This window comes from Bradyrhizobium nitroreducens (assembly GCF_002776695.1).
In the GTDB taxonomy this organism is placed as follows: Bacteria; Pseudomonadota; Alphaproteobacteria; order Rhizobiales; family Xanthobacteraceae; genus Bradyrhizobium; species Bradyrhizobium nitroreducens.
The window spans coordinates 4464779-4486488 of the sequence record NZ_LFJC01000003.1; the positions used below are offsets into that span (position 1 = coordinate 4464779).

Genomic DNA, 21710 nt, shown 5'->3' on the forward strand with positions numbered 1-21710 from the left:
GATAAGGCCCGTTTGACCGTAGTTCGATGGACAAATTAGACCGTATGCCTTACAAAATGAGGATGAAGGGCGGATTGGCCAGATAAACTATGGAATTGGATCGAATCGACCGGAAGATCCTCTCGATTTTGCAGGAGGATGGGCGAATCGCCAATGTCGAGCTCGCCGAGCGCATCGGGCTGTCGCCGACTTCGATCGGGGAGCGGCTGAAGCGCCTGCAGCGCGAGGGCTTCGTCGAAGGCTATGGCGCGCGGCTCAACCCGCACCGGCTTGGCCTCGGCCTGCTCGTGTTCGTCGAGGTGCTGCTCGACAAGACCACGCCCGACAATTTCGAACGGTTCGCGCGCGCGGTGAAGCTCGCGCCTGAAGTTCTGGAGTGTCACATGGTTGCCGGCGGCTTCGACTATCTTGTGAAGGCGCGGCTGGCGGACATGGCGGCGTATCGACGCTTTCTCGGCGAGACCCTGCTGTCGATGCCGGGCGTGCGCGAGACGCGGACCTATGCGGTGATGGAAGAGATCAAGCGCGACGCACCGTTGCCGGTGGGCTGACGACATGCCGTCGCGATTGTCATTGCTGTGGCGTTGAACGTGCGGTCCTCCCAGGAAAAATAGTTATCCTCGTGCAATCGCAACGCCTGTCGTCGAATGCACTGGCCGTCTTCTGAAATTTTCTTTGGCCCGCTCCCGGAAGTTGTTCCGGGAGGCAGCAAAGGCTGGCGGGCTTATACTTTGAGGTTCTCTGCGGAGGTCTTGCCCCGGTTTGCGATCTCTTCGTATTCCACCGTCTGTCCCTCGTTGAGCGTGGACAAACCGGCTTTCTGCACTGCCGAGATATGCACGAACACATCCTTGCCCCCCGACGCAGGCTGGATAAATCCATAACCCTTCGTCGGGTTGAACCACTTGACCGTACCTTTAGCCATCACGACTTCTCCGCGGGTCTTCCTCCGAGATCTCGAACCGCCAGTCCCCGCCAACCGGCCGGTTCGGTCCTAACAGGATACGCGGAATGTGGCGGGCTTGGTAGCTCAAACCACATCGGCATTTCGCCGAATTCCGCTCAACTTCGCGGCGCTTTTGCCGGTTTTGCCCGTTTCGCGGTCAAATGAGTGGCGGGCTGCGGTAACGTTCTTTCTTACCCTCCCCTGGAGGGGGAGGGTCGCTACGCATGGAGCGTAGCGCAATGCGTAGCGGGGTGGGGTGACAGTCTCTCCGCATCGAGCGCTGTTCGTGTTGAGAGATCACCCCACCCCGCTCGCGCTCCGCGCGATCGACCCTCCCCCTCCAGGGGAGGGTGAGAATAAAGCGCGCGCCGTCCGTCAATACGTCGCGGCCAGATAATCGACGATCTTGCCGACGTCGGCATCGTCGATCGGCGCGCCATAGACCTTGATCATCTTGGTCACCTCGGCCTGCCAGAAGCCTTTCCTGTCCTTCATCGGCGGCTGCGTCTTGATGTAGTCGGCCGAGTGGCAGGCGCTGCAATTGCCCTTGACGACCTCGAGATTGGGGCCCGGCTTGAAGGCGGCGACCTCGTCCGGAAGCTGGTAGTTGACGGGCGCCGCGGTCGCGGCCGCAAGGCCGGTGGCGAGGGCAAGCGTGATGGCGAGGAGGACGGTGCGCTGCATGATCATTCTCCCTCACGCCACGCTGACGCGAACGGTTTCGACGACGTTGCGCAGATAACCCGCCGGGTTCCAGCGCGGCGTATCCGGCTGCGTCTCGCCGCCATTGCCGGTGGCGCGCACCTTGAGCTCGACATTGCCCGCCGCGAGCTTCACCGGCAGCTTCCATTCGCGGAAGGCGTACTTGCCGAGGTCCTTGCCGAGCTTGGCGCTCACCCAGCTCTTGCCGCCGTCGGTGGAGACCTGGACCTCCTTGATGCCCTTGCCGCCGTCGAAGGCGATGCCGCGCAGCGTCGTGCGGCCGGCCTTCAGCTTGGCACCGTCAGGCACGCTGGTGATGAAGGAGCGGATGGTGAAGCGGTTGATCGGGATCGTCGCCTTCGGCGCGGTGCCGGGCTCGATCGAATTGTCCGGCGTATCGGGGATGCGATAGGCCGACTTCATCCAGAAGCCGTCATAGACATTGTCGATGACGGTGATCTCGTTGAGGTGCTTGACCCAGTATGTGCCGTAATAGCCGGGCACGATCAGGCGCAGCGGAAAGCCGTTGAGGAACGGCAAATCCTCGCCGTTCATGCCATAGGCCAGCATCACCTCGCCGTCACTGGCGTGAGCGATGTCGAGCGCCTTGACGAAATCGGGCGTCTTGTCGCTGACCGGGCCGTCCATGCCGCCAAACGTGACCTGCTTGGCGCCGCTCTGCACGCCCGCCATCTCCAACACGGCCTTCAGCGGCACGCCGCGCCAGCGCGCACAGCCCATGGCGCCGTTGGCGAGCTGGCCGCCGGCGACGCGCGGCTCGAAGAAGCCGCGGCTGTTGCCGGAGCATTGCGCGACGGCCACGATCTCCGTCGCCTTCATCTTCCTGATGTCCTTCAGCGACAGTTTCAGCGGCTTGTCGACCTTGCCCTTGACCTCCAGCGTGAACTTGTCGGGATCGAGATTGTAGGGCAGGTCGGAGAGGTGATAGCGCACGAAGAACGCGTTATTCGGCGTGATCGGGCCGTCATTGAAGATCGCAAACGGCGTCTCGAGCTGCGGCGGCCGGCTGGTGAGGCCGATCATTGCCCGCTTCTGCGGATATTTCACCAACGGCCGTTCGCCATTGGCGAAGGGGAGCGTGACGGTGTCGAGTGCCGAGGCCCTGGTGGAATTCAGTGTGGCCGCAAGTGCGGCAAAGCCCGCCCCTTTGAGCAGGTCGCGTCGATCGAACATAGGGTCTCCTCCCGGAGCTTTTCGTTGAATCAGCGGTCATCACCGCGATCCTGCGCTCATCTGTCGCAACGATCTCGACGAAGTCAATTCGTGCTTTCGCAGCAGGCCCATGCCGCTGCGTTGCAGCAGGCCGGTGTTACGGAGACAAGCATGTGGCCAAGTTCTCTCTGCGGCGGCGGTGGGCTCCCTCGCCCCGCTTGCGGGGAGAGGCGAACATCAGGCCGCGACGCGCTCCCTGCGATCGACCAGCGCCGCCAGCTCCCTTGCGTCCGTCACCACGCGCACGGCCATCGGCTCGTCGCGGCCGCGGATCGCGACTTCCTGTTGCGGCAGCGCATCGTCGGCGAGGCCCGCCGTGCTGCGGATCTCGTCCGAGACGATTGCCTCGCAGGCCAGCGTCTTGGTCATGTCCTGCAGGCGGGCGGCGACGTTGACGGCATCGCCCAGCGCGGTGAAGACGATGTGATCGCGATAGCCGATGTCGCCGATGATGACCTCGCCGCCGTGGATGCCGATGCCGAAGCGGATCGGCTGGCGAAGATCGTGGCTCAGGAGCTGATTCAGTTCGTCGATATGGGTGGCGATGCCGCTAGCCGCCTTCAGCGCCTGGCGGCAAGCGGTTTGCGGATCGGCCGTGAGCCCGAACAGCGCCAGCATGCCGTCGCCGACGAACTGGTTCGGCTGGCCGCCATTCTCGATCACGGCCTGCGACACCGCGCCGAGGAAGCGGTTGACGATGAACACGGTGTCGAACGGCAGCCGCTTCTCGGCGAGCTGCGTCGAGCCGCGCATGTCCACGAACAGGCTGACGAGATAGCGCTCCTGGCCGATGCTCGCCGGCGCCGAGGCGTGTGCGCTCGCAGACGATGTTTGCGGCGTGAAGAGCTGGAAGAAGGAGAGGTCGGAGGTCGGCCGCAACTGGCAGGCCAGCCTGATCGAGGGATCGTTGGTGCCGACGCGGGTGAGCACGAAGGCCTCGCGCTGCGACGGTTCGGGCAGGACGGCATGATCGCCGATGACGCGGATGCGGCAGGTCGAGCAGCGGGCGCGGCCGCCGCAGACGCTGGCATGGGGCAGATTGTGCCGCAGGCTCGCTTCCAGCACGGAGAGGCCCTTGGGGACCCGCACCGTCCTGCCGTTGCCGTAGGACAGCGCGATCATGCCGCCGCGCCGCTCGCGCCAGGCCCGCACGCCGCGCGCCGCTAGCGCCAGACCCAGCAGCCCGAAATAGGTGATGGTGAAAGCGCCGGTGATCCGGTCAAGCGTCGCGGCCTCGGCTGTCGTGCCGACCTGACGGCGGGTGAGATTGTGCGTGCGCCATTCCCCGTCATCGGCTTCGAAGGCGACGTTGCGGCCGCCCTGGTAGATGCCGAGCAGCGACAGCGTCGGGACCAGCACGGCGGCGGCGAGCAGATAGGGCGCGGCACGCGTGAAGAACGGCTTGAGACGAAGCCAGAAATAGATGCCGATGCAGCCGTGCACCCAGGCGACGAGAAGCAGGATCGTCATCTGCCACAGCCGGCCGGGCGCGGCGACGAAGAACAGATACAGCTCCTGCGGATAGAGCTTCTGATGACCGTACAGCGTGTAGCCGAGCCGCACTCCGACCACGTGCGCCATGACCAGTGCGGGGATGCTGAGGCCCAGCACGAGCTGCAGCGGCTCGATCGTGCGCCAGCGGAACTGGCGGCGCTGATACAGCGCGTAGATGCCGAGCCCCATATGGGTGAGCGCGGCGGTGTAGAACACGATCGCGACGGGCAGGAACTGCCAGAACGCGGTGTGGTAGTACACCCCGGCCTCCATGGCCTCGACCGAGATATTGCCGAGCGCATGGTTGAGGAAATGGCTGATCACGTAGGAGAACAGGATCAGGCCGCAGACCAGCCGCACCTGCCGCACGCTGGTCGCGCGGACGAGTTCGGACAATTGTGCAGGAGCGGTGGCCATGATCTGATTGTATCAGTTCATCAAGGAGAACAGCCAGCCTAGCGTTTAATTCCCGATGTGGACAGCCGGCGGGATCACATGCGCGGCAAGCCCCGCTGTCGTCCTGGACAAGCGCCGTACAGCGGCGCGCAGATCCGGGACCCATACTCCCAGGGAGTAGTTTGGGACGAGCTGGCAACTCCGAGTCTTCGCCAAACCCCTCCCTGTGGTTATGGATCCCGGGTCTTCGCTGGCGCTTGCCCGGGACGACAGCGGTGTTCTTCGCGCCGTCCCCGCATTGACTCCCCCTCCGAGGTTGGCGAAAAGCGCGGCCGTGACGATCGCTCCCGACATCTCTGCGAAGCCAGACGGCGCCGAACGCCGTCTCATCCTGATTGCCATGCTCGTCATCGCCGCGATGACGCTGCTTCGCGTCGTCTATGCCTCCGCGATCGAGCTGCGCACCGACGAGGCCTATTACTGGACCTGGTCGAAGGAGGGGGCGCTGAGCTTCCTCGATCATCCCCCGGGCATCGCCTGGCTGATCCGCCTGGGAACCGCAATCCTCGGCGACACCACGCTCGGGGTGCGCCTCGGTGGCATCGTCGCGATGCTGCTGACGCAGCTGCTGCTGGCCGACATCGTCCGCCGCCTCACCCATGATGTGCGCGCGATCGTGCTCGCGGTGCTGATGCCGGAAGCTGCGCTCTATTACGGTCTGCTGATGGCCAAGGTCGCGCCCGATGTCGCCATGATCCCGTTCGCGGTCGCGATGATGTGGGCGCTGGTGCTGATAGCGCAGAGCGGCGACGGACGCTGGTGGCTGGCGGCCGGCCTGTTCGCCGGCCTGTCGATGCTGTCGAAATTCACCGCGGTCATGTTCGCCCCCGCAGTTGCCGCCTTTCTGCTGGTGCCGGATTGGCGCTGGCGCTGGCTGCGCAGTCCGTATCCCTATCTCGCGGTCCTGGTCGCAATCCTCGTGTTCTCGCCGGTGCTGATCTGGAACGCGCAGCACGATTGGGCCTCGTTTCGTTTCCAGGGCGTGCGCGCCACCGCCAATTACGGCATCTCGCTGCGCACGATCGGTGATTACATCGGCCTGCAGTTCGGCCTGGTCGGCTTCGTCATGCTGCCGGTGGTGCTGACCGGGCTGGTGCTGACAGCCTGGCGCGGCTATCGCACGCGCGAGCCCGTTGGAATTCTGCTGTCGACCGCGGTGCTGGTGCCGTTCGCCTATTTTCTCTTCAAGTCGTCGACGCTCCGGGTCGGCGACACCTGGCCGATGTTCATGTGGCCGGTCGGCTTCGCTGCAGCCGCGGTCAACCTCGCGGCCATGATGAAGGAGGATTGGTCGGCGCGCATGCTGAGATCGTCGGTGTTCTGGGCCAGGACCGCCGTCGGCTCGGGCCTCGCCTTCGTCGTCATCGTGTTCCTCTATTATGTCGCCGCGCCCTTCAATCTGCTCGGCAAGATCGATCCGATCGGCGCCGAGGCCGGCTATGAGCAGGTCGCCGCGCGTGCCCAGGCGGCGCTCGATGAGACCGGTGCGACCTGGATCGCGACCACGGACTACCGCACCTACGCCATGATGCGCTGGCTGTTCCGCGGCCGCGTGCCCGTCATCGAGATCAACGAGCGCGGCCGCTTCCAGGATTTCCGTGATCCCGGCATGGACCGGATCAAGGGCCACGCCGGCATCTATGTCGGGCGCGAGCCGGACGATCGTTCGTCGCTTTGGGAGAACATTCCGGCGAAGCGCGAGCCGCTCGGAGAGGTCGAACGAAGCTGGCGGGGTGTTCGCGCGGATAACTATGTGATCGAAAAGCTCACGGGATGGACGCCGGAGCTGTCACCGCCGAAGGATTCGCCGCTGTTCCAGTGGAAGGTGCTGGCGGGGGGATTCAGCGCGAGACTCGCGCGGTTTCTCTTACCCTCCCCTGGAGGGGGAGGGTCGATCGCGCGCAGCGCGAGCGGGGTGGGGTGATCTCTCCACTCGGGCAGCGTTCAAGGAGGAGAGACTGTCACCCCACCCCGGCTCGCATCGCTGGCGCGCTGCAAGCCGACCCTCCCCCTCCAGGGGAGGGTAAGGAAGAGCCTGCTACTCCTCCCCGTCCTTCTTCCGCAGCAAATCCGTCGCGAGGTCCGACAGTTTCGGCGGCGGCAGGGCGGCGAAGGGCAGCGGCCTTGTGACGTCGATGGCGGCCAGCCCCAGCCGCGCCGTCAGCAATCCGTTCAGCACGCCTTCGCCGAGCCGCTGCGACAGCTTCGCCGCGATGCCATGTCCCAGCATCTGCTGCATCAGGCTGTCGCTCGCGGCCATGCCACCGGTGATGGCGAGATGGGTGATGACGTGGCGGAGCAGGCGGATCATGCCGAGCGCGCCGGGGCGGCCGCCATAGAGGTAGGCGAGCTGGCGGATCAGGCGCAGCGCTGCGACGAACACGAACAGCACGTCGATCGCCGCGCGCGGTGACACCGCCGTGACGATCGAGACCTTTTGCGCGGCCGACGACACCAGTCGCCGCGCTTCCGCATCGAGCGGCGACATCAATTCGCGCTCGGCGAGCCGGATCATGTCGGCGCCGTCGATGATCTCGCCGGTGTGGCTCTCCAGCGCGGCGCGGGCGCGGGCGAGCTGCGGGTTCTGGTGCGCGATCTCGAGCAGATCCCGCACGATGACGCGGCTTTCCTTGCGGTCGTCGCTGGCAAGCACGGCCGCCGCGCGCGCATGCAGTTTCTCGATGGTGGCAAGGCGCGCGAGCCCGAACGCCTCGCGGCCGATCACGACCGCGAGCGCCAGAGCGGTGACGGCAGCGAAGGCAAGGCCGACATAGCCGAGCGTTTCGCTGCGCGCGAACAGATCCTCGATCAGACGGACGACGCCGAGCCCGGTGCCGAGCAGCGTCAGCCCGCCCAGCCCCGACCAGAACAGCGTGCCCCAGGGAAATCCGCGCCGTGCGGGAACGGCGGCCGCGATCGGCACCGGCAGCGCCTGCGGGTCATGCTCCGGCGTGATCTGGATGGTGGCGCGGCTGAGCCGGCTGGTCTCGTCGGCTTCGGTGACGACGACGCCGGGATCGTCGAGCCGGAACGTCGCCGGCCGCCGTGGCTTCGATCGGTCGTTCATGCGAGCTTGTCTCCGATCAGGAACTGCAAGGCACGGTCGAGGCGGATGTGAGGCAGCGTCGGCGGCTCGGTGCCTTCGCGGTCCAGTGGGGGCGGGCGGAAGCGCAGGAAACGGAAATCGCTCTTTTCGGCGGCCTCGGTGGAGAGGCCACGGAACGCATCGGTGCCGTTGAACAGCGGCTCGGGGTCGAGCGGCAGATCGCCCGGAAACGTCGCCACTTCGGTGTTGCCGTCGAAGAACTCGCCGCCGGCGCTTTCGCCCGCGGCCGGCGTTCCCAGGATGGACGGCAATTTGTCGCGGCCGCGCGCGACCTGCGCTTCCCTCGTCGCCCGCACCGCGGCCAGCGCCACCACGTCGATGGCCGCGCCGGTATTTTCCGCGCGCGCGACCGCGCCCGCGACGGCGCGGCGCAGCACGGCCTCGAGCCGGTCGTGGCTGGAATGATGCAGATGATCGGCCTTGGTCGCCGCGAACAGGATGCGGTCGATGCGCGGCCGGAACAGGCTGGAAAGGATCGTGCTGCGGCCGATGTTGAAGCAATCGAGAATGCCGGCCAGTGCGGCTTCGAGGTCGTGCAGCGCCTCGGGGCCGGAGTTGAACGCCGACAGCGCGTCGGCCAGCACGATCTGGCGATCGAGCCGGGCAAAATGATCGCGAAAGAACGGCCGCACCACGACGTCCTTGTAGGCCTCGAAGCGGCGCACCATCATCGCCCACAGCGATCCATCCGGGGCCTGCCCGCCAACGGGCACGTCGAGCGGCGCAAAGGTCAGCGCGGGGGAGCCCGCGAGATTGCCGGGCATCAGGAAACGGCCGGGCGGCAACAGGCTCATGGCAAAGCGCTCGTCGCGGCAGGCGCGCAGATAATCGGTGAAGAGTTTTGCAGCGGTGAGCGTCGCCTGCTCGTCCTCGCGCGCTTCGGGCTTGAGTGTTGAGAGATGCGTGTGCCATTCGCTCGCAAGATGCGCGCGCGGTGCCTCGCGCGACAAGGCAAGGCTCTCCGCCGACCATTGCTCGAAGCTCTTCTGCAGCAGCGGCAGGTCGAGCAGCCATTCGCCGGGATAGTCGACGATGTCCAGCGTCAGCGTGCGGTCGGCGCCGTTCGGGCGTTGATAGTCGATGACAAGCCTGAGCTCGCTGATGTCGACGGTCGAGCTTGGCCAGCGCCGTTCCTCGACCAGCGCACGCAGATGGTTCTCATAGGCGAAGCGCGGCACGGCATCGTCGGGCTGCGGCGCCAGATGCGCCCGCGCGATCCGGCCCGAGGCGTAGGCATCGAACACCGGAAACCGGCCGCCGCGGGTGAGGCCGTGGATCAGCGCGGTGATGAACACGGTCTTGCCGGCCCGCGACAGGCCCGTGACCCCGAGCCGTACCGTCGGATTGAAGAAATGCTCGCCATAGTCGATCAGCGCCTGCGCGGACAGCCGCGCTTCTTCGACCATATCCTGGAAACTGAATGCCATATGAACGTTAGTGGATCCGGGGCGGGCGGAATGTGTGTCCGTTCACAAAAGTGGCAATTGCGTGGGGAAAATCAAGCTCCATACTTCCACCGCCTTTGTCGGAAATCACCCGTTTGAACGACGCGCCGATCTCGAACTACCCATAGAAGAAGGCATTACCACAACGTGCGGATTGCCATGACCGTCTTCCAGCTGAAACAGTTTGCATCGAATTCCGTCCATGCCGCCGCCGACGCCATCGGCTGGGATTACGACCGTGCCGAGCTCATTGCCGACGGCATCGTCCACGCGATCGGCGTGCTGTCCGGCATCGTCGCCGCGACCGTGCTGGTGGTGCTGACGGCGATCTATGCCGACGCCACCAACATCGTCGGCGTCTCGATCTACGTCGCCGGGCTGCTCTCGATGCTGGTGCTGTCGGCGACCTATAATCTCTGGCCGGTGTCGCCGGCCAAATGGCTGCTCCGGCGGTTCGACCATTCCGCGATCTATCTGCTGATTGCCGCGACCTACACCCCGTTCATCCTGGAGGTAAAGGACAGCGTGTTCGCGCTGGTGCTGCTCGCTGGCGTCTGGTGCGTCGCCGTCCTCGGCATCGTGCTGAAGCTGTTCTACCCCGGCCGGTTCGAGCGCGTTTCGGTCGGCATTTATCTTGCGATGGGCTGGAGCGGCGTGATGCTCTACGACGCCGTGGTCAAGGCACTGCCGGCACTGGTGCTGGGCCTCATCCTGGCCGGCGGCCTGCTCTACAGCTTCGGCGTGATTTTTCACGCCTGGCGGCGGCTGCGCTTCCAGAATGCGATCTGGCACGGCTTTGTCTTGGCCGGCGCGGCGTGCCATTATACCGCGGTGCTCGACCTCGTGTTGAGCTAAGCAGGAACCGCGACGCCGGGACAGGCGAAGCGGCCGACAAGCGGTATAAGACAAGAGGAGACGTCGCATGCAGGTGACCGGCAAGGTCGTGGTCGTCACGGGCGGCGCAAACGGCATCGGCAAGGCGCTGTGCGAAGCCTTTCACGCGGCGGGGGCGGCCAAGGTCGTGGTCGCGGACATGGACGCCGCCAATGCGCGGGCGGTGGCCGCCATGGTGGACGGCGCGGCGTTCAAATGCGACGTCGCGCAGGAGAAAGACATCTCGCACGTCATCGAGGAGACTGAGCGGCAGTTCGGACCCATTGATCTCTTTTGCTCAAACGCCGGCATCGGCGGCGGCTTCGATCCGATGTCGGAAAACGCCGGCGGCTCCTCCGACGAGCCGTGGCAGCGCAGCTGGGCGATCCACGTCATGGCCCATGTCTATGCGGCGCGGCATCTCATCCCCCGCATGAAGGCGCGCGGCGGCGGCTATTTCCTCAACACCATCTCCGCCGCGGGCCTGTTGTCGCAGGTCGGCAGTCCGGCCTATTCGACGACCAAGCATGCTGCAGTCGGCTTTGCCGAGAATCTCGCGATCTCGCACAAGGCCCATAACATCAAGGTCTCGATCCTCTGCCCGCAGGGCGTCGACACCAACATGCTGCGCTCGATCCCCAAGGGCCCGCAATCCGGCGACGGCGATCTCACGCCGGAGCAGGTGGCGAAAGACGTGCTCGCCGGCCTCGAGCAGGAGACGTTCCTGATCCTGCCGCACCCCCAGGTGCTCGGCTACATGCGCAAGAAGACCGAGAATTACGACCGCTGGATCGGCGGCATGGCCAAGATCCAGGCGAAGATGCGGGAAGATTTCGGCAAGTAAGGGACGGCAGCGGTGGTTAGGCCACCACCTCCGCCTCACTCTCCACCCGGCTCGCTCGCAGCGCCCTTGCATAAAGCATCATGCCCTCGCGTACCTTGCGTTGCTCGGCTTCCGTCAATGCCGCCAGCGCGCCGCGCACCTGCTGACGGCCGAACGCATGCAGCGCCTCCAGCGTGCGCAGGCCCTTCGCCGTCAGCGACAGCCTTTTGCTGCGCGCATCCGTCTCATCCGGCGTCTCCCTGAGCTCGCCGCAATCGATCAGCTTGCGCACCAGGCGGCTGACGCTGGACTTTTCCAACCGCAGGAAATCGCCGAGCTCGCCCGAGGTCATGGGACCGCGGACGCCGATCTCCAGGATCGTGTGCACGGCCGAGGGCGGATATTCCGAGGCCGCCACCGTCGCATCCATGAAGCCGAGCTCGCGCACCATCAGGCGCGAGGCGGCGCGGATGTCGTCGATCAATGCAAGCTCGGCCATCTTGACTCCCGGCATATAGTTGTATCATACAACTATATGCGCAGAACGGCGCGCGCAAGCGTTTTGGAGCGGACGATGAGCGAAGCTTTGCCTGCGGCGATGCGGATGACGGGCAAGGTCTGCCTGGTCACGGGCGGCGGCAGCGGCATCGGCCGCGCCACCGCGCTGCGGATGGCGACCGAAGGCGCCGAGGCGATCATCGTGGCGGGACGGCGCGAGGCCGAGATCGAGGCGGCCGCCGCTTCATGCCGTGAGCTTGGCGCGGAAGCGATCGCGCTTCGGACCGACATCACGCGCGAGGACGAGGTCGCGCGGATGGTTCGCACGGCGATCGAACGCTGTGGCCGGCTCGACGTCGCTTTCAACAATGCCGGCTTCCAGGAGCGCCGCGCGCCGCTGGAAGAGCAGGGCACCGACGTCTACGACACCGTGTTCGACACCAATGTCCGCGCGCTGTTCCTGTGCCTGCGCCATCAATTGCCGGCCATGCTGGCGCAAGGCAGCGGCAGCATCGTCGTCAACGCCTCCGTCAGTGGCATGCGCAATCCCAATCCCGGCTTCTCGCTCTATTCGGCCTCGAAAGCCGCGGCGATCTCGTTGACCCGCTCGGCGGCGATGGAGAATGCCCCGCGCGGCATCCGCATCAACGCGATCGCGCCGGGCCGCGTCGTCACCGACATGATGCTGCGCGCCGGCGTCGGCGATATCGCAACGGTGAGTGCGGGATTGCCATTGCGGCGGATGGGCAGCCCGGAGGAGGTGGCGGAGGCCGTGGTGTGGCTGTCGTCGGATGCGTCGTCCTATGTGGTCGGACACGTGCTGGCGGCGGACGGGGGATTTCTCGCTTCGTAGCCCGGATGGAGCGAAGCGCAATCCGGGACCGCTTTGCTCGTTGCACGATTCCCGGATTTCGCTTTCGCTTCATCCGGGCTACGGCCCTTCAGTGCTTCTGCCCGTACAGCACCGGCACCGCCGAATCCACGACGACCTCGACCAGGCTCGTCCCCTCGAACGCCATGCCGCGCTTCAGCGCCTCGCCGAGCTCCGCCGCCTTGCTCACCCGCACCGCATGGCAGCCCATGCCCTCCGCAAGCCGGACGAAATCGATCCCCGGCAGCTCCAGCCCGGGCACGTTGCGCACCTGCATCACCTGGCTGAACGAGCGCATCGCGCCGTAGCCGGAATTGTTGATGACGACGACAGTCAACGGCAGCTTGCGCTGCGCGGCGGTCCATAGCGCCTGGATCGAATACATCGCCGAGCCGTCACCGATCAGGCACACGGTGCGTTGCTTCGGCTTGCCGAGCGCCATGCCGACGGCGGCCGGCAGGGAGTATCCGAGGCCGCCGCTCGCCATGGTGTAGAACGAATCCTGGCCGCGCATCGGCATGAACTTCTGCATCGCCGGGCGGTGCGAGGGCACTTCCTCGACCAGCGAGGCGCCTTCAGGCATTGCCTTTAACAGCGAATGCAGCAGGAATTCGACCGGCAGCGGATCGGCGGCCTGCGGCGCCGGTGGTAGCGTGCGGCCTTTCGGCGTGGCGCGCTTGCTCTCCGGCAATAAGTCGAGCAGCAGGCTCAGCGCCGGCTTCATCGTCGCGACGATGCTGGTGCCGACCGGCGTCACTGCGGCGGCATCCGGATCATCCGTGATCTGGAAGATCGTCGCGCCGCCGTCGAAGATCGCGGCATGGCCCTCGACATGGAAGGTGAACACGGGCGCGCCGATGACGACGACGAGATCGTGCTCGCGCAGCGCGTCGGAGAGCTGGGCCGGTGAGGCATGCAGGAAGCCCGCGAATTGCGGGTGACGCTCGGGGAAGGAGCAGCGCGCCGAGAACGGGCTGACCCAGACGCTCGCCTTGGCCTTCTCGGCGACCCGCACCATCAGATCGACCGCGCCGGCGCGGTCGACGCCGGGGCCGACCACGAGCGCCGGGTGTTTTGCCGAACCGAGCGCTGTGACCAGCGCCTTCATCGCCTCCGGCTCGGGGCCGATCTCGCGGCTGACCTTGCGTGCCTCGACCGGTGCGCAGGCATGCGCCCAGTCGTCGATCGGGATCGACACGAAGGTCGGCCCGCACGGCGGCTGCATTGCGGTGTAATAGGCGCGCGCGATCGCGGCCGGCACGTCCTCGGGCCGCGCCGGCTCGACGCTGTATTTCACGTAAGGCCGGGGAAATTCCGAGGCGCGCTCGGCATAGAGGAAGGCCTGCAGCGGCAGGATCGAGCGGGCCTGCTGGCCGGCGGTGATGACGATCGGTGTCTGGTTGCGATGCGCGGTGTAGATGTTGCCGAGCGCGTTGCCGACGCCGGCCGCCGAATGCAGGTTGACGAAGCCGGCATTGCGCGTCGCCTGCGCGTAACCGTCGGCCATGCCGACTGCGGAGGCCTCCTGCAGCGCCAGCACGTAGTCGATGTCGTCGGGCCAGTCAGAGAGGAACGGCAGCTCGGTCGAGCCGGGATTGCCAAAGACCCGGTCGATCCCGAACGAGCGCAAGAGGTCGAGCGTCGCCTGCTTGACGGTGACGGACTTGCTGCCGCTCTTGCCGTTCTTGGCCATGGTTTCCGTCCCCTTCTAGTTCCTCATCCTGAGGAGCGCGTCTTCGCGCGTCTCGAAGGATGAAGGCCCGGCTGGTGGCCTCGCCCCTTCGAGACGCCGCTGCGCGGCTCCTCAGGGTGAGGGTCTACGTTCTTACATCGCCGCTACGCTCGCAATGACGGGGAGAGCGCGGTGGCTCACCACACCGCCGTCCCTTTCATCGTCGGCTGCCCATCCGCATTCGCGGTCCACAGCTCCATGCCGGCGTCGGTCTCGTTGGCGTTCACCGAGAACTCCGTGCCCTCGAACAGTGGCTGAAGGCCGCGATAGGTGAACTTCTTCGGCGCCTTGCCGCCATGCAGCTTCGCTGCCATCTCGATGATCAGCGCGGCCTGCAGCGGCCCATGGAAGATCAGGCCCGGATAGCCCTCGACCTTGGTGACGTAGTCACGGTCGTAATGGATGCGGTGGCCGTTGAAGGTCAGCGCGGAATAGCGGAAGAGCAGCACGGGATCGGAGACATGGGTCTCGCGGTGCTGCGCTGTCGGCGGCGGAGGCGGCGCCTTGGCCGACGCAGGCGCGCTGCTCGTCATCTCGCGATAGACGATGTCCTGCCGCTCGCGGATGGCGGTGCCGCGGGGCGAGGAGATGCTGTGCTCGACCGAGACGAAACACAGGGTGCCGGTCGAGCCCGTCTTCACCTGAACGTCGGCGATGCGCGAGGTGCGCGTCGATTCATCGCCGACCTGCAACGGCTGCAGGAATTCGATCTCGCCGCCGGCCCACATCCGGCGCGGCAGCGGCACCGGCGGCAGGAAGCCGCCGCGGGTGGGGTGGCCGTCGGGGCCGAGCATCGACATCGGAAACACCGGCTGAGCCAGGCACCAATGCACCGTGAACGGCGCGGCATCGCCCTTCTTGGGCTCGCCGACCTCCTGGAACAGCGTCGCGCGCAGGCCCATGACGAGCTGCGCGGTGACGATGTCGGTGGCCTCCGTCGTGCGGCCGATCCACTGCCGCAAGTGGTCGATGTCGAGCTTCTCGGTCATGATGCCTCGCTCTTGTTACTTTCTTGATTTTGGCTTTTCGCCGATCGCAGGCACGGCGCCATAGCTGCGTGTCTCGCCGACGATGATCGGCGCCGGCGCGGGATAGCTGACGCGGCCGTTCGGCGTGTCGACCTCGATACGCCTGAGATGCGGATGCTTGGTGAGGTCGGCCATGGTGTTGACCTCGGCAAAGGCGATGTCGGCGTCCGACAGCCGCTTCAACAGCTCGTCGCGCGTCATCTTGCCGAAGGCATCCGCCACCGTCGTGTCGGTGAAGTCGCGGTTGCGCACGCGCTCGACCATGTTGGCGACGCGGGGATCGGCCGGCAGGTCGGGCTGATCAAGCACCTTCGCGCACAGCGTCTTCCACTCCCGCTCGCTCTGGATCGAGATCAGGATGTCCTTGCCGTCCTTCGAGGTGAAGACGCCATAGGGCGCGATCGAGGGATGGCGCAGGCCCATGCGCTTGGGCGGATTGCCAGCTTCCGAATTGAGCAGCGGCACGGTGCACCAGTCCGCCATCACGTCGAACATGGAGATGCGGATGTCACAGCCCTTGCCGGTGCGCCCGCGCGCGATCAGCGCTTCCAGGATCGCCGCATGGGCGGTGGCGCCGGTCGCGACGTCGACGATCGACATGCCGACGCGCGAGGCGCCGTCGGGGTTGCCGGTGATCGAGGCAAGGCCGCTCTCGGCCTGGATCAGGAGGTCATAGGCCTTGCGGTGGGCGTAGGGGCCCTCGTCGCCATAGCCTGTGATCGTACACGAGATCAGCTTCGGATAGTCCTTCAGGAGCCGCTCGCGCGAAAAGCCGAGCTTGTCCATCGAGCCCGGCTTCAGGTTCTGGATCAGCACATCGGCGCTGGCGATCAGCTTCTCCAGCTCGGCGCAACCTTCCTTGGTGGCGAGATCCACCACCGCCGATTGCTTGCCGCGGTTGAGCCAGACGAAATAGCTGCTCTGGCCCTTGGCCGCCGCGTCATAGCCGCGGGCGAAATCGCCCTCGGGCCGCTCGATCTTGATCACCTCCGCGCCGGCATCCGCCAGGCGCGAGGAGCAGAACGGCGCCGCCACCGCCTGCTCCACCGCAATCACCCTGATCCCGTCCAATGCTCCCATGGCGCGACCTCAGTACGAGCGCGGCATGCCGAGCACGTGCTCGGCGACGAAGGACAGCACGAGGTTGGTCGAGATCGGCGCCACCTGATAGAGCCGCGTCTCGCGGAATTTGCGCTCGACGTCGTATTCCTCGGCAAAGCCGAAGCCGCCATGGGTCTGGATGCAGGCATTCGCCGCTTCCCAGGACGCATCCGCCGCCAGCATCTTGGCCATGTTGGCCTCCGCGCCGCAGTCGAGCCCGGCCTCGTATTTGCGCGTGGCTTCCTTCACCATCAACTCGGCCGCGCGCATGGAGGCATAGGCCTTGGCGATGGGGAACTGAATGCCCTGGTTCTGGCCGATCGGGCGGCCGAACACGCTGCGTTCCTTGGCGTAGTTCGTCGCCTTGGCAATGAACCATTTGGCGTCGCCGACGCATTCGGCGGCGATCAAAATCCGCTCGGCATTCATGCCTGACAGGATGTAGCGGAAACCCTTGCCTTCCTCGCCGATCAGATTCTCCGCCGGCACCTTCATGTCGGTGAAGAACACTTCGGTGGTGGCGTGGTTCATCATGGTGCGGATCGGGCGGATCTCAAGGCCGTTGTTCTTGGCCTCGCGCATGTCGACGATGAAGACCGACAGACCATCCGTGCGCTTCTTCACCTGCTCCTTCGGCGTGGTGCGCGCCAGCAGCACCATCAAATCGGAATGCTCGGCGCGGCTGGTCCAGATCTTCTGGCCGTTGACGATGTAGCTGTCGTTGCCTTCCTTGCGCGCGAAGGTCTTCAGCGAGGAGGTGTCGGTGCCGCTGGTCGGCTCGGTGACGCCGAAGGCCTGCAGGCGCAATTCGCCGCTGGCGATCTTCGGCAGGTACTTTGCCTTCTGCTCGGCATTGCCGTGCCGCAGCACGGTGCCCATCGTGTACATCTGAGCATGGCAGCCGCCGCCGTTGCACCCCGCACGCTGGATCTCTTCCAGGATCGCAGCCGCCGCCGAGAGCTTCAGGCCCGCGCCGCCATACTCTTCCGGGATCAGCACCGAGAGATAGCCGGCTTCGGTCAGCGCATCGACGAAGGCCTTGGGGTAGGCCATCTCGCGATCGAGCTTGCGCCAATATTCGCCGGGAAACTGCGCGCACAATTTTGCGACGGCGTCGCGAATGTCGGCGTAATCTTCGGTGTGGTGTTCTTCACTCATGGCGTTTCCAGTTCTTAGCGGCAGTTAAGATAACGCCGGCCGACCCTCAGGCGTTGTGAAAACAATGCCCGCCCCCTATGCTCATTTGTTATAGCGTATGGAGTAGCCTTCCAGGATTGGCAAGCATGGATTTCCGGCAGCTCAGGACCTTCAGTTGCGTGGCGGAGCTCGGCAGCCTGAGCAAGGCGTCCGACACGCTGCGCGTGGCGCAGCCGGCGCTCTCGAGGCAGATCAAGCTCCTGGAACACGAGCTGCGCACCGAGCTGTTCACCCGCAACGGCCGCGGCATGGTGCTGACCGAGGCCGGCCGGCTGCTGCTGGCGCGCACCTCCGGCATCGTGCGGCAGATCGACCAGATCCGCGACGACATCCAGTCGTCCCAGGGACCGCCGTCCGGGCAGGTCGTGCTCGGCCTGGTCCCGACCGTGAGCTGCGTGCTGTCGGCACGGTTTGCGCGGCGCTGCGTCGAAAAGTTTCCCGGGATCTCGCTGCGCATCGTCGAGAGCTACAGCGGCCATCTGGTCGAGTGGCTGCATCGCGGCGAGATGGACCTCGCCATCCTCTACGGCCGCTCGGCCGATCTGCATCTCAACGTGCAGAGCCTCGGCCGCGACAACATCGTCGCGGTCGGCCCGCGCGGCTGCGGCCTTGCGCGCAAGAAGAGCGTCGACATCGGCTGGCTGTTGCGGCAACGGCTGGTGCTGCCCTCTCACTCGCACGGCCTCCGTGCGCTGATCGAGCACGCGGCCGCCCAGCGCAAGATCAAGCTCAACGTCCAGCTCGAGGCGGATTCGTTCCGGGTGCTGACCAGCCTCGTCGAGGAGGGCCTCGGCTTCGCATTGCTGCCGCCATCGTCGGTCCACGGCGAGGTCGCGGACGGACGGCTGGAGACCGCTGTCGTCTCGAAGCCGATGTCGCGCGAGCTCATTTTCGCTTCTCCGATCGACCGCCCGGTCTCGACGGCCTCGCTCGCCGTCACGGCGCTGCTGCGCGAGGAAGTCGCCGCCTGCCGCAAGGATGGCGTGTGGGACATCAAATTGAGTTAGATGCGCTGGTGTCGTAGACCAACCGGGCGCTGTCCTGCCTTCGCATCTGGCGCGACCTGTCATGCCGGAATTTTATAGCTGGGCCAGGTTCGCTGCACTCGCGATGACGGTGTGGAGGCGGCGAGCGCTTATCTCTTCCCGTCATCCTGAGGTGCGCGCTCTGCGGCGCATCGCGCCGCGGAGCGAGCCTCGAAGGACGACGGCCCGGACGCATCGGGGCCGTGCATCCTTCGAGGCTCCCCATGGGCCGCGTTGCGTCCCATGGCGCGCACCTCAGGATGACGGTCGGAGAAATGGAGCTCAGCCCGGAATCCTCACCGGCAGCGTCTCATATCCCTTGATGAAGCTGGAATAGATCCGCTTGGGCTCGCCGACCACCTCGATGCGGTCGAAGCGCTTCAGCATCTCCTCCCAGACGATCTTGAGCTGCAGCTCGGCGAGGCGCATGCCGACGCAGCGGTGGATGCCGAAGCCGAAGGAGAGGTGGGTGCGTGGGCGCGGGCGGTCGATGATGAACTCGTTGGGCCTGTCGAACATCTCGTCGTCGCGGTTGCCGGAGACGTACCACATCACGACGCGATCGCCCTTCCTGATCTGCTTGCCGCCGATCTCGGTGTCCTGCAAGGCCGTGCGCCGCATATGCGCCAGCGGCGTCTGCCAGCGGATCACCTCGGGCACCATGGAATCGATCAGCTCCGGATTGGCGCGCAGCTTGTCGTATTGCTCGGGGTTCTCGTTCAGCGCCAGCACCGAGCCGGTCATGGTGTTGCGCGTGGTGTCGTTGCCGCCGACGATGAGCAGGATGATGTTGCCCATGAGGTTGTCGGGGTCCATGTGGCGCGTGGCGTCGTTATGGGCCATCAGCGACAAGAGGTCGTTGCGCGGCGCGGAGTTGACGCGCTCGTTCCAGAGCTTGGACATGTAGGCGTAGCACTCGTCCATCTCGCGGCGGCGCTCCTCGGCGGAGGCGACGATGCCGCTCTTGGGCAGCGCGGTCGACACGTCGGACCAGCGCGTCAGCTTGCGCCGCTCCTCCCAGGGGAAGTCGAACAAGGTCGCGAGCATCTGCGTCGTCAGCTCGATCGAGACGCGCTCGACGAAATTGAAGGTCTCGTTGCGCGGCAGATTGTCGAGCACGGTCTGCGAGCGCTGCCGGATCAGCTTTGCCAGCTCGTCCAGATGTGTCGGCGTGAACATCGGCGACACCGTCTTGCGCTGCGACGAATGCCGAGGCTGATCCATCGCGATGAAGCTCGGATAGTCGTAGCCGGGCGGCACGTCGCGGATCGAGATGCCGCCGAGCGTGGAGTCCGAGGAGAAGGTGCCGTGATTGGTGTCGACATGCATGATGTCGTTGTATTTCACCACCGACCAGTACGGCTCGATCGGCGCGTTGGTGCAATAGTGCACCGGCTCTTCGTTGCGCAGCCGCTCGAACCACGGCCACAGCGTGTCGTCCTGGAACAGCCTGGGCGCGCCGGGGTGGAATTGCGACAGCGGCGTCGCATAGGCCTCCTCACGGGCCCTGCGCATGCGTTCGGCCTTGTCCACTTTAACCGGCGCTTGGATGTTCATCGTGGTTGCTCCAGTTGGTTCTCTTTCTTCGCCTCTCCCCGCCTGCGGGGAGAGGCCGGAATTCGAGCGAAGCTCAAATTCCGGGTGAGGGGGACTCTCCGCGAATCCGTCTCTCAGCGTGTTTGCGGAGAGAGCCCCTCACCCCGACCCTCTCCCCGTAAGAACGGGGAGAGGGAGAATTCCTACGCCGCAATCTTCACCGGCAGCTCTTCCAGTCCCTTGACGAAGCTCGAATAGACCCGTTTCGGCTTGCCGACCACCTCGATATGGTCGAAACGCCTCAGGATCTCTTCCCAGATAATCTTGAGCTGCAGCTCGGCAAGCCGCAGGCCGACGCAACGGTGGATGCCGAAGCCGAACGACAGATGCGTGCGCGGGCGGGCGCGGTCAATGATGAATTCGTAGGGCTTCTCGATCGCCTCCTCGTCGCGGTTGCCCGAGACGTACCACATCACGACCTTGTCACCTTTCTTGATCTGCTTGCCGCGGAATTCGAAGTCGGAGAGCGCGGTGCGGCGCATATGCGCCAGCGGCGTCTGCCAGCGGATCACTTCGGGAACGAAACTGTCCAGCAAAGCGGGGTTCTCGCGCAGCTTGCGATATTGCTCCGGATGCTGGCTCAGCGCGAGCAGCGAGCCCGACATGGTGTTGCGCGTGGTGTCGTTGCCGCCGACGATCAACAGAATGAGATTGCCGAGGAAGTTCTTGGCGTCCATGTCGCGCGTGGCGGCGCCATGCGCCATCATCGAGAGCAGGTCGCTCTTCGGCGGCTGCGCGATGCGCTCCTTCCAGAGGCGGGCGAAGTAGCCGGCGCATTCCGTCAGCTCGGCCTGGCGCTCGTCCTCGGTGGCGACGAGGCCGTCGGGTCCGGGAATGGTGGTGGCGATGTCCGACCAGCGCGTCAGCTTGCGGCGGTCTTCCCAGGGAAAGTCGAACAGCACCGCCAGCATCTGGGTGGTGAGCTCGATCGAGACGCGGTCGACCCAGTCGAACACCTCGCCGCGCGGCAGATTGTCCAGGCATTCGGCCGAGCGCTTGCGGATGTTGAGGGCGAGATTGTCCAGATGCGTCGGCGTGAACATCGGCGCCACGGTCTTGCGCTGGGCGGCGTGGCGCGGCGGGTCCATCGAAATGAAGCTCTCGCGGCGCAGGTCCGGATCGATGTCGCGGATGGTGATGCCGCCGAGCGAGGAGGCCGAGGAGAACACCGCGTGGTTGGTCTCGATCTCCATGATGTCGTTGTAGCGCGTCACCGACCAGTAAGGGCCGAACATCGAGTCCTTGCAATAGTGCACGGGATCTTCGCGGCGGAGCCGATCGAAATAGGGCCAGAACGTATCGGTCCTGAACAATTCGGGATCGCCCGGGTCGAACTGCTCCAGCGGCAGTGAATTGGCGCGTGCGCGTAGCGCGTCGAGCTTGGCCGCGTTCTCGATGGTCCCATGCATGACCGTTCTCCCTGGCATCAACCGCGCGTTCTCGTTGAATTCTGCGCTGCGGTATTTGATTTGCAATTACAGCCGGTTGTCTGCGCCGGAGCAAGGGAGAGTTTTGCCACATCCAACCGTTGCGAGAGATCTTGGGGCGCCTCCATCAACGTGATCCCCCGCACACCGTTTGTCG

Annotated in this window: 19 protein-coding genes; 6 read left to right on the forward strand and 13 right to left on the reverse strand. The window is 65.4% G+C overall.

The genetic code is table 11. From position 1 onward, the window contains the following. Positions 1–89 precede the first annotated feature (89 nt). A complete protein-coding gene (locus TSA1_RS21495; protein WP_018317238.1) occupies positions 90–551 on the forward strand; it encodes an Lrp/AsnC ligand binding domain-containing protein in 462 nt (153 codons plus the stop codon). A 173-nt stretch (positions 552–724) separates the two neighbouring features. Here the strand turns inward: TSA1_RS21495 and TSA1_RS21500 are convergent, their stop codons facing one another. The 4 genes from TSA1_RS21500 to TSA1_RS21515 form a co-directional block, all read right to left on the reverse strand. Then, positions 725–925 (reverse strand): cold-shock protein, encoded by a 201-nt coding sequence (locus TSA1_RS21500; RefSeq protein WP_008563500.1) that lies wholly within the window; start codon positions 923–925, stop codon positions 725–727. A 396-nt stretch (positions 926–1321) separates the two neighbouring features. Next, a complete protein-coding gene (sorB, locus tag TSA1_RS21505; protein ID WP_174719006.1) occupies positions 1322–1630 on the reverse strand; it encodes a SorB family sulfite dehydrogenase c-type cytochrome subunit in 309 nt (102 codons plus the stop codon). Between the two features lie 12 nt (positions 1631–1642). Beyond that, positions 1643–2842, reverse strand: a complete 1200-nt coding sequence (sorA, locus tag TSA1_RS21510; protein ID WP_100178077.1) for a SorA family sulfite dehydrogenase catalytic subunit — start codon at positions 2840–2842, stop codon at positions 1643–1645. 216 nt (positions 2843–3058) lie between these two features. After that, positions 3059–4792, reverse strand: coding sequence for an adenylate/guanylate cyclase domain-containing protein (locus tag TSA1_RS21515; RefSeq protein ID WP_100178078.1), 1734 nt, complete (start codon positions 4790–4792; stop codon positions 3059–3061). A 379-nt stretch (positions 4793–5171) separates the two neighbouring features. On the opposite strand from TSA1_RS21515, the gene TSA1_RS21520 reads away from it, so the two are divergent. Further along, positions 5172–6755, forward strand: a complete 1584-nt coding sequence (locus tag TSA1_RS21520) for a glycosyltransferase family 39 protein (RefSeq protein WP_245448563.1) — start codon at positions 5172–5174, stop codon at positions 6753–6755. Between the two features lie 114 nt (positions 6756–6869). Here TSA1_RS21520 and TSA1_RS21525 read toward each other — a convergent pair whose 3' ends face one another. After that, positions 6870–7898: a YcjF family protein gene (locus tag TSA1_RS21525; RefSeq protein WP_100178080.1), complete on the reverse strand. Its 1029-nt coding sequence runs from the start codon at positions 7896–7898 to the stop codon at positions 6870–6872. Further along, positions 7895–9364 (reverse strand): YcjX family GTP-binding protein, encoded by a 1470-nt coding sequence (locus tag TSA1_RS21530; protein ID WP_100178081.1) that lies wholly within the window; start codon positions 9362–9364, stop codon positions 7895–7897. Before TSA1_RS21530 ends, TSA1_RS21525 begins: the two co-directional genes overlap by 4 nt. A 177-nt stretch (positions 9365–9541) precedes the next feature. Between TSA1_RS21530 and trhA the strand changes: the two genes are divergently transcribed. Together trhA and TSA1_RS21540 are read left to right on the forward strand one after the other, a co-directional pair. Next, positions 9542–10237 (forward strand): PAQR family membrane homeostasis protein TrhA, encoded by a 696-nt coding sequence (trhA, locus tag TSA1_RS21535; protein WP_100178082.1) that lies wholly within the window; start codon positions 9542–9544, stop codon positions 10235–10237. A gap of 67 nt (positions 10238–10304) precedes the next feature. After that, complete coding sequence (locus TSA1_RS21540) at positions 10305–11099, forward strand: SDR family oxidoreductase (protein WP_100178083.1); 795 nt, start codon at positions 10305–10307, stop codon at positions 11097–11099. Between the two features lie 16 nt (positions 11100–11115). On the opposite strand, the gene TSA1_RS21545 is transcribed toward TSA1_RS21540, so the two are convergent. Beyond that, positions 11116–11577: a MarR family winged helix-turn-helix transcriptional regulator gene (locus TSA1_RS21545; RefSeq protein ID WP_174719007.1), complete on the reverse strand. Its 462-nt coding sequence runs from the start codon at positions 11575–11577 to the stop codon at positions 11116–11118. A gap of 75 nt (positions 11578–11652) precedes the next feature. On the opposite strand from TSA1_RS21545, the gene TSA1_RS21550 reads away from it, so the two are divergent. Further along, positions 11653–12429 (forward strand): SDR family NAD(P)-dependent oxidoreductase, encoded by a 777-nt coding sequence (locus tag TSA1_RS21550; protein WP_100178085.1) that lies wholly within the window; start codon positions 11653–11655, stop codon positions 12427–12429. 88 nt (positions 12430–12517) lie between these two features. Here TSA1_RS21550 and mdlC read toward each other — a convergent pair whose 3' ends face one another. From mdlC to TSA1_RS21570, 4 genes are all read right to left on the reverse strand, one after another. Beyond that, complete coding sequence (mdlC, locus tag TSA1_RS21555; protein WP_100178086.1) at positions 12518–14140, reverse strand: benzoylformate decarboxylase; 1623 nt, start codon at positions 14138–14140, stop codon at positions 12518–12520. A 176-nt stretch (positions 14141–14316) separates the two neighbouring features. Next, on the reverse strand, positions 14317–15168 hold the full coding sequence (locus tag TSA1_RS21560) for an HTD2 family dehydratase (protein WP_100178087.1): 852 nt from the start codon (positions 15166–15168) through the stop codon (positions 14317–14319). A 15-nt stretch (positions 15169–15183) separates the two neighbouring features. Further along, complete coding sequence (locus tag TSA1_RS21565; protein ID WP_100178088.1) at positions 15184–16287, reverse strand: CaiB/BaiF CoA transferase family protein; 1104 nt, start codon at positions 16285–16287, stop codon at positions 15184–15186. 9 nt (positions 16288–16296) lie between these two features. After that, entirely contained in the window at positions 16297–17466 is a 1170-nt protein-coding gene (locus tag TSA1_RS21570) for an acyl-CoA dehydrogenase family protein (protein WP_100178089.1), read from the reverse strand. A 125-nt stretch (positions 17467–17591) separates the two neighbouring features. On the opposite strand from TSA1_RS21570, the gene TSA1_RS21575 reads away from it, so the two are divergent. Then, complete coding sequence (locus TSA1_RS21575) at positions 17592–18512, forward strand: LysR substrate-binding domain-containing protein (RefSeq protein ID WP_100178090.1); 921 nt, start codon at positions 17592–17594, stop codon at positions 18510–18512. A gap of 300 nt (positions 18513–18812) precedes the next feature. On the opposite strand, the gene TSA1_RS21580 is transcribed toward TSA1_RS21575, so the two are convergent. Together TSA1_RS21580 and TSA1_RS21585 are read right to left on the reverse strand one after the other, a co-directional pair. Further along, positions 18813–20087: a cytochrome P450 gene (locus tag TSA1_RS21580; protein ID WP_100178091.1), complete on the reverse strand. Its 1275-nt coding sequence runs from the start codon at positions 20085–20087 to the stop codon at positions 18813–18815. Between the two features lie 182 nt (positions 20088–20269). After that, a complete protein-coding gene (locus tag TSA1_RS21585; RefSeq protein WP_100178092.1) occupies positions 20270–21535 on the reverse strand; it encodes a cytochrome P450 in 1266 nt (421 codons plus the stop codon). Between the last annotated feature and the right edge of the window lie 175 nt (positions 21536–21710).

Excerpts from the sequence above, each read along its gene's own strand:
- TSA1_RS21495 (WP_018317238.1), top strand. The coding sequence starts at position 90 with ATGGAATTGGATCGAATCGACCGGAAGATCCTCTCGATTTTGCAGGAG.
- TSA1_RS21500 (WP_008563500.1), bottom strand. The coding sequence starts at position 925 with ATGGCTAAAGGTACGGTCAAGTGGTTCAACCCGACGAAGGGTTATGGA.
- sorB (WP_174719006.1), bottom strand. The coding sequence starts at position 1,630 with ATGCAGCGCACCGTCCTCCTCGCCATCACGCTTGCCCTCGCCACCGGC.
- sorA (WP_100178077.1), bottom strand. The coding sequence starts at position 2,842 with ATGTTCGATCGACGCGACCTGCTCAAAGGGGCGGGCTTTGCCGCACTT.
- TSA1_RS21515 (WP_100178078.1), bottom strand. The coding sequence starts at position 4,792 with ATGGCCACCGCTCCTGCACAATTGTCCGAACTCGTCCGCGCGACCAGC.
- TSA1_RS21520 (WP_245448563.1), top strand. The coding sequence starts at position 5,172 with ATGCTCGTCATCGCCGCGATGACGCTGCTTCGCGTCGTCTATGCCTCC.
- TSA1_RS21525 (WP_100178080.1), bottom strand. The coding sequence starts at position 7,898 with ATGAACGACCGATCGAAGCCACGGCGGCCGGCGACGTTCCGGCTCGAC.
- TSA1_RS21530 (WP_100178081.1), bottom strand. The coding sequence starts at position 9,364 with ATGGCATTCAGTTTCCAGGATATGGTCGAAGAAGCGCGGCTGTCCGCG.
- trhA (WP_100178082.1), top strand. The coding sequence starts at position 9,542 with ATGACCGTCTTCCAGCTGAAACAGTTTGCATCGAATTCCGTCCATGCC.
- TSA1_RS21540 (WP_100178083.1), top strand. The coding sequence starts at position 10,305 with ATGCAGGTGACCGGCAAGGTCGTGGTCGTCACGGGCGGCGCAAACGGC.
- TSA1_RS21545 (WP_174719007.1), bottom strand. The coding sequence starts at position 11,577 with ATGGCCGAGCTTGCATTGATCGACGACATCCGCGCCGCCTCGCGCCTG.
- TSA1_RS21550 (WP_100178085.1), top strand. The coding sequence starts at position 11,653 with ATGAGCGAAGCTTTGCCTGCGGCGATGCGGATGACGGGCAAGGTCTGC.
- mdlC (WP_100178086.1), bottom strand. The coding sequence starts at position 14,140 with ATGGCCAAGAACGGCAAGAGCGGCAGCAAGTCCGTCACCGTCAAGCAG.
- TSA1_RS21560 (WP_100178087.1), bottom strand. The coding sequence starts at position 15,168 with ATGACCGAGAAGCTCGACATCGACCACTTGCGGCAGTGGATCGGCCGC.
- TSA1_RS21565 (WP_100178088.1), bottom strand. The coding sequence starts at position 16,287 with ATGGGAGCATTGGACGGGATCAGGGTGATTGCGGTGGAGCAGGCGGTG.
- TSA1_RS21570 (WP_100178089.1), bottom strand. The coding sequence starts at position 17,466 with ATGAGTGAAGAACACCACACCGAAGATTACGCCGACATTCGCGACGCC.
- TSA1_RS21575 (WP_100178090.1), top strand. The coding sequence starts at position 17,592 with ATGGATTTCCGGCAGCTCAGGACCTTCAGTTGCGTGGCGGAGCTCGGC.
- TSA1_RS21580 (WP_100178091.1), bottom strand. The coding sequence starts at position 20,087 with ATGAACATCCAAGCGCCGGTTAAAGTGGACAAGGCCGAACGCATGCGC.
- TSA1_RS21585 (WP_100178092.1), bottom strand. The coding sequence starts at position 21,535 with ATGCATGGGACCATCGAGAACGCGGCCAAGCTCGACGCGCTACGCGCA.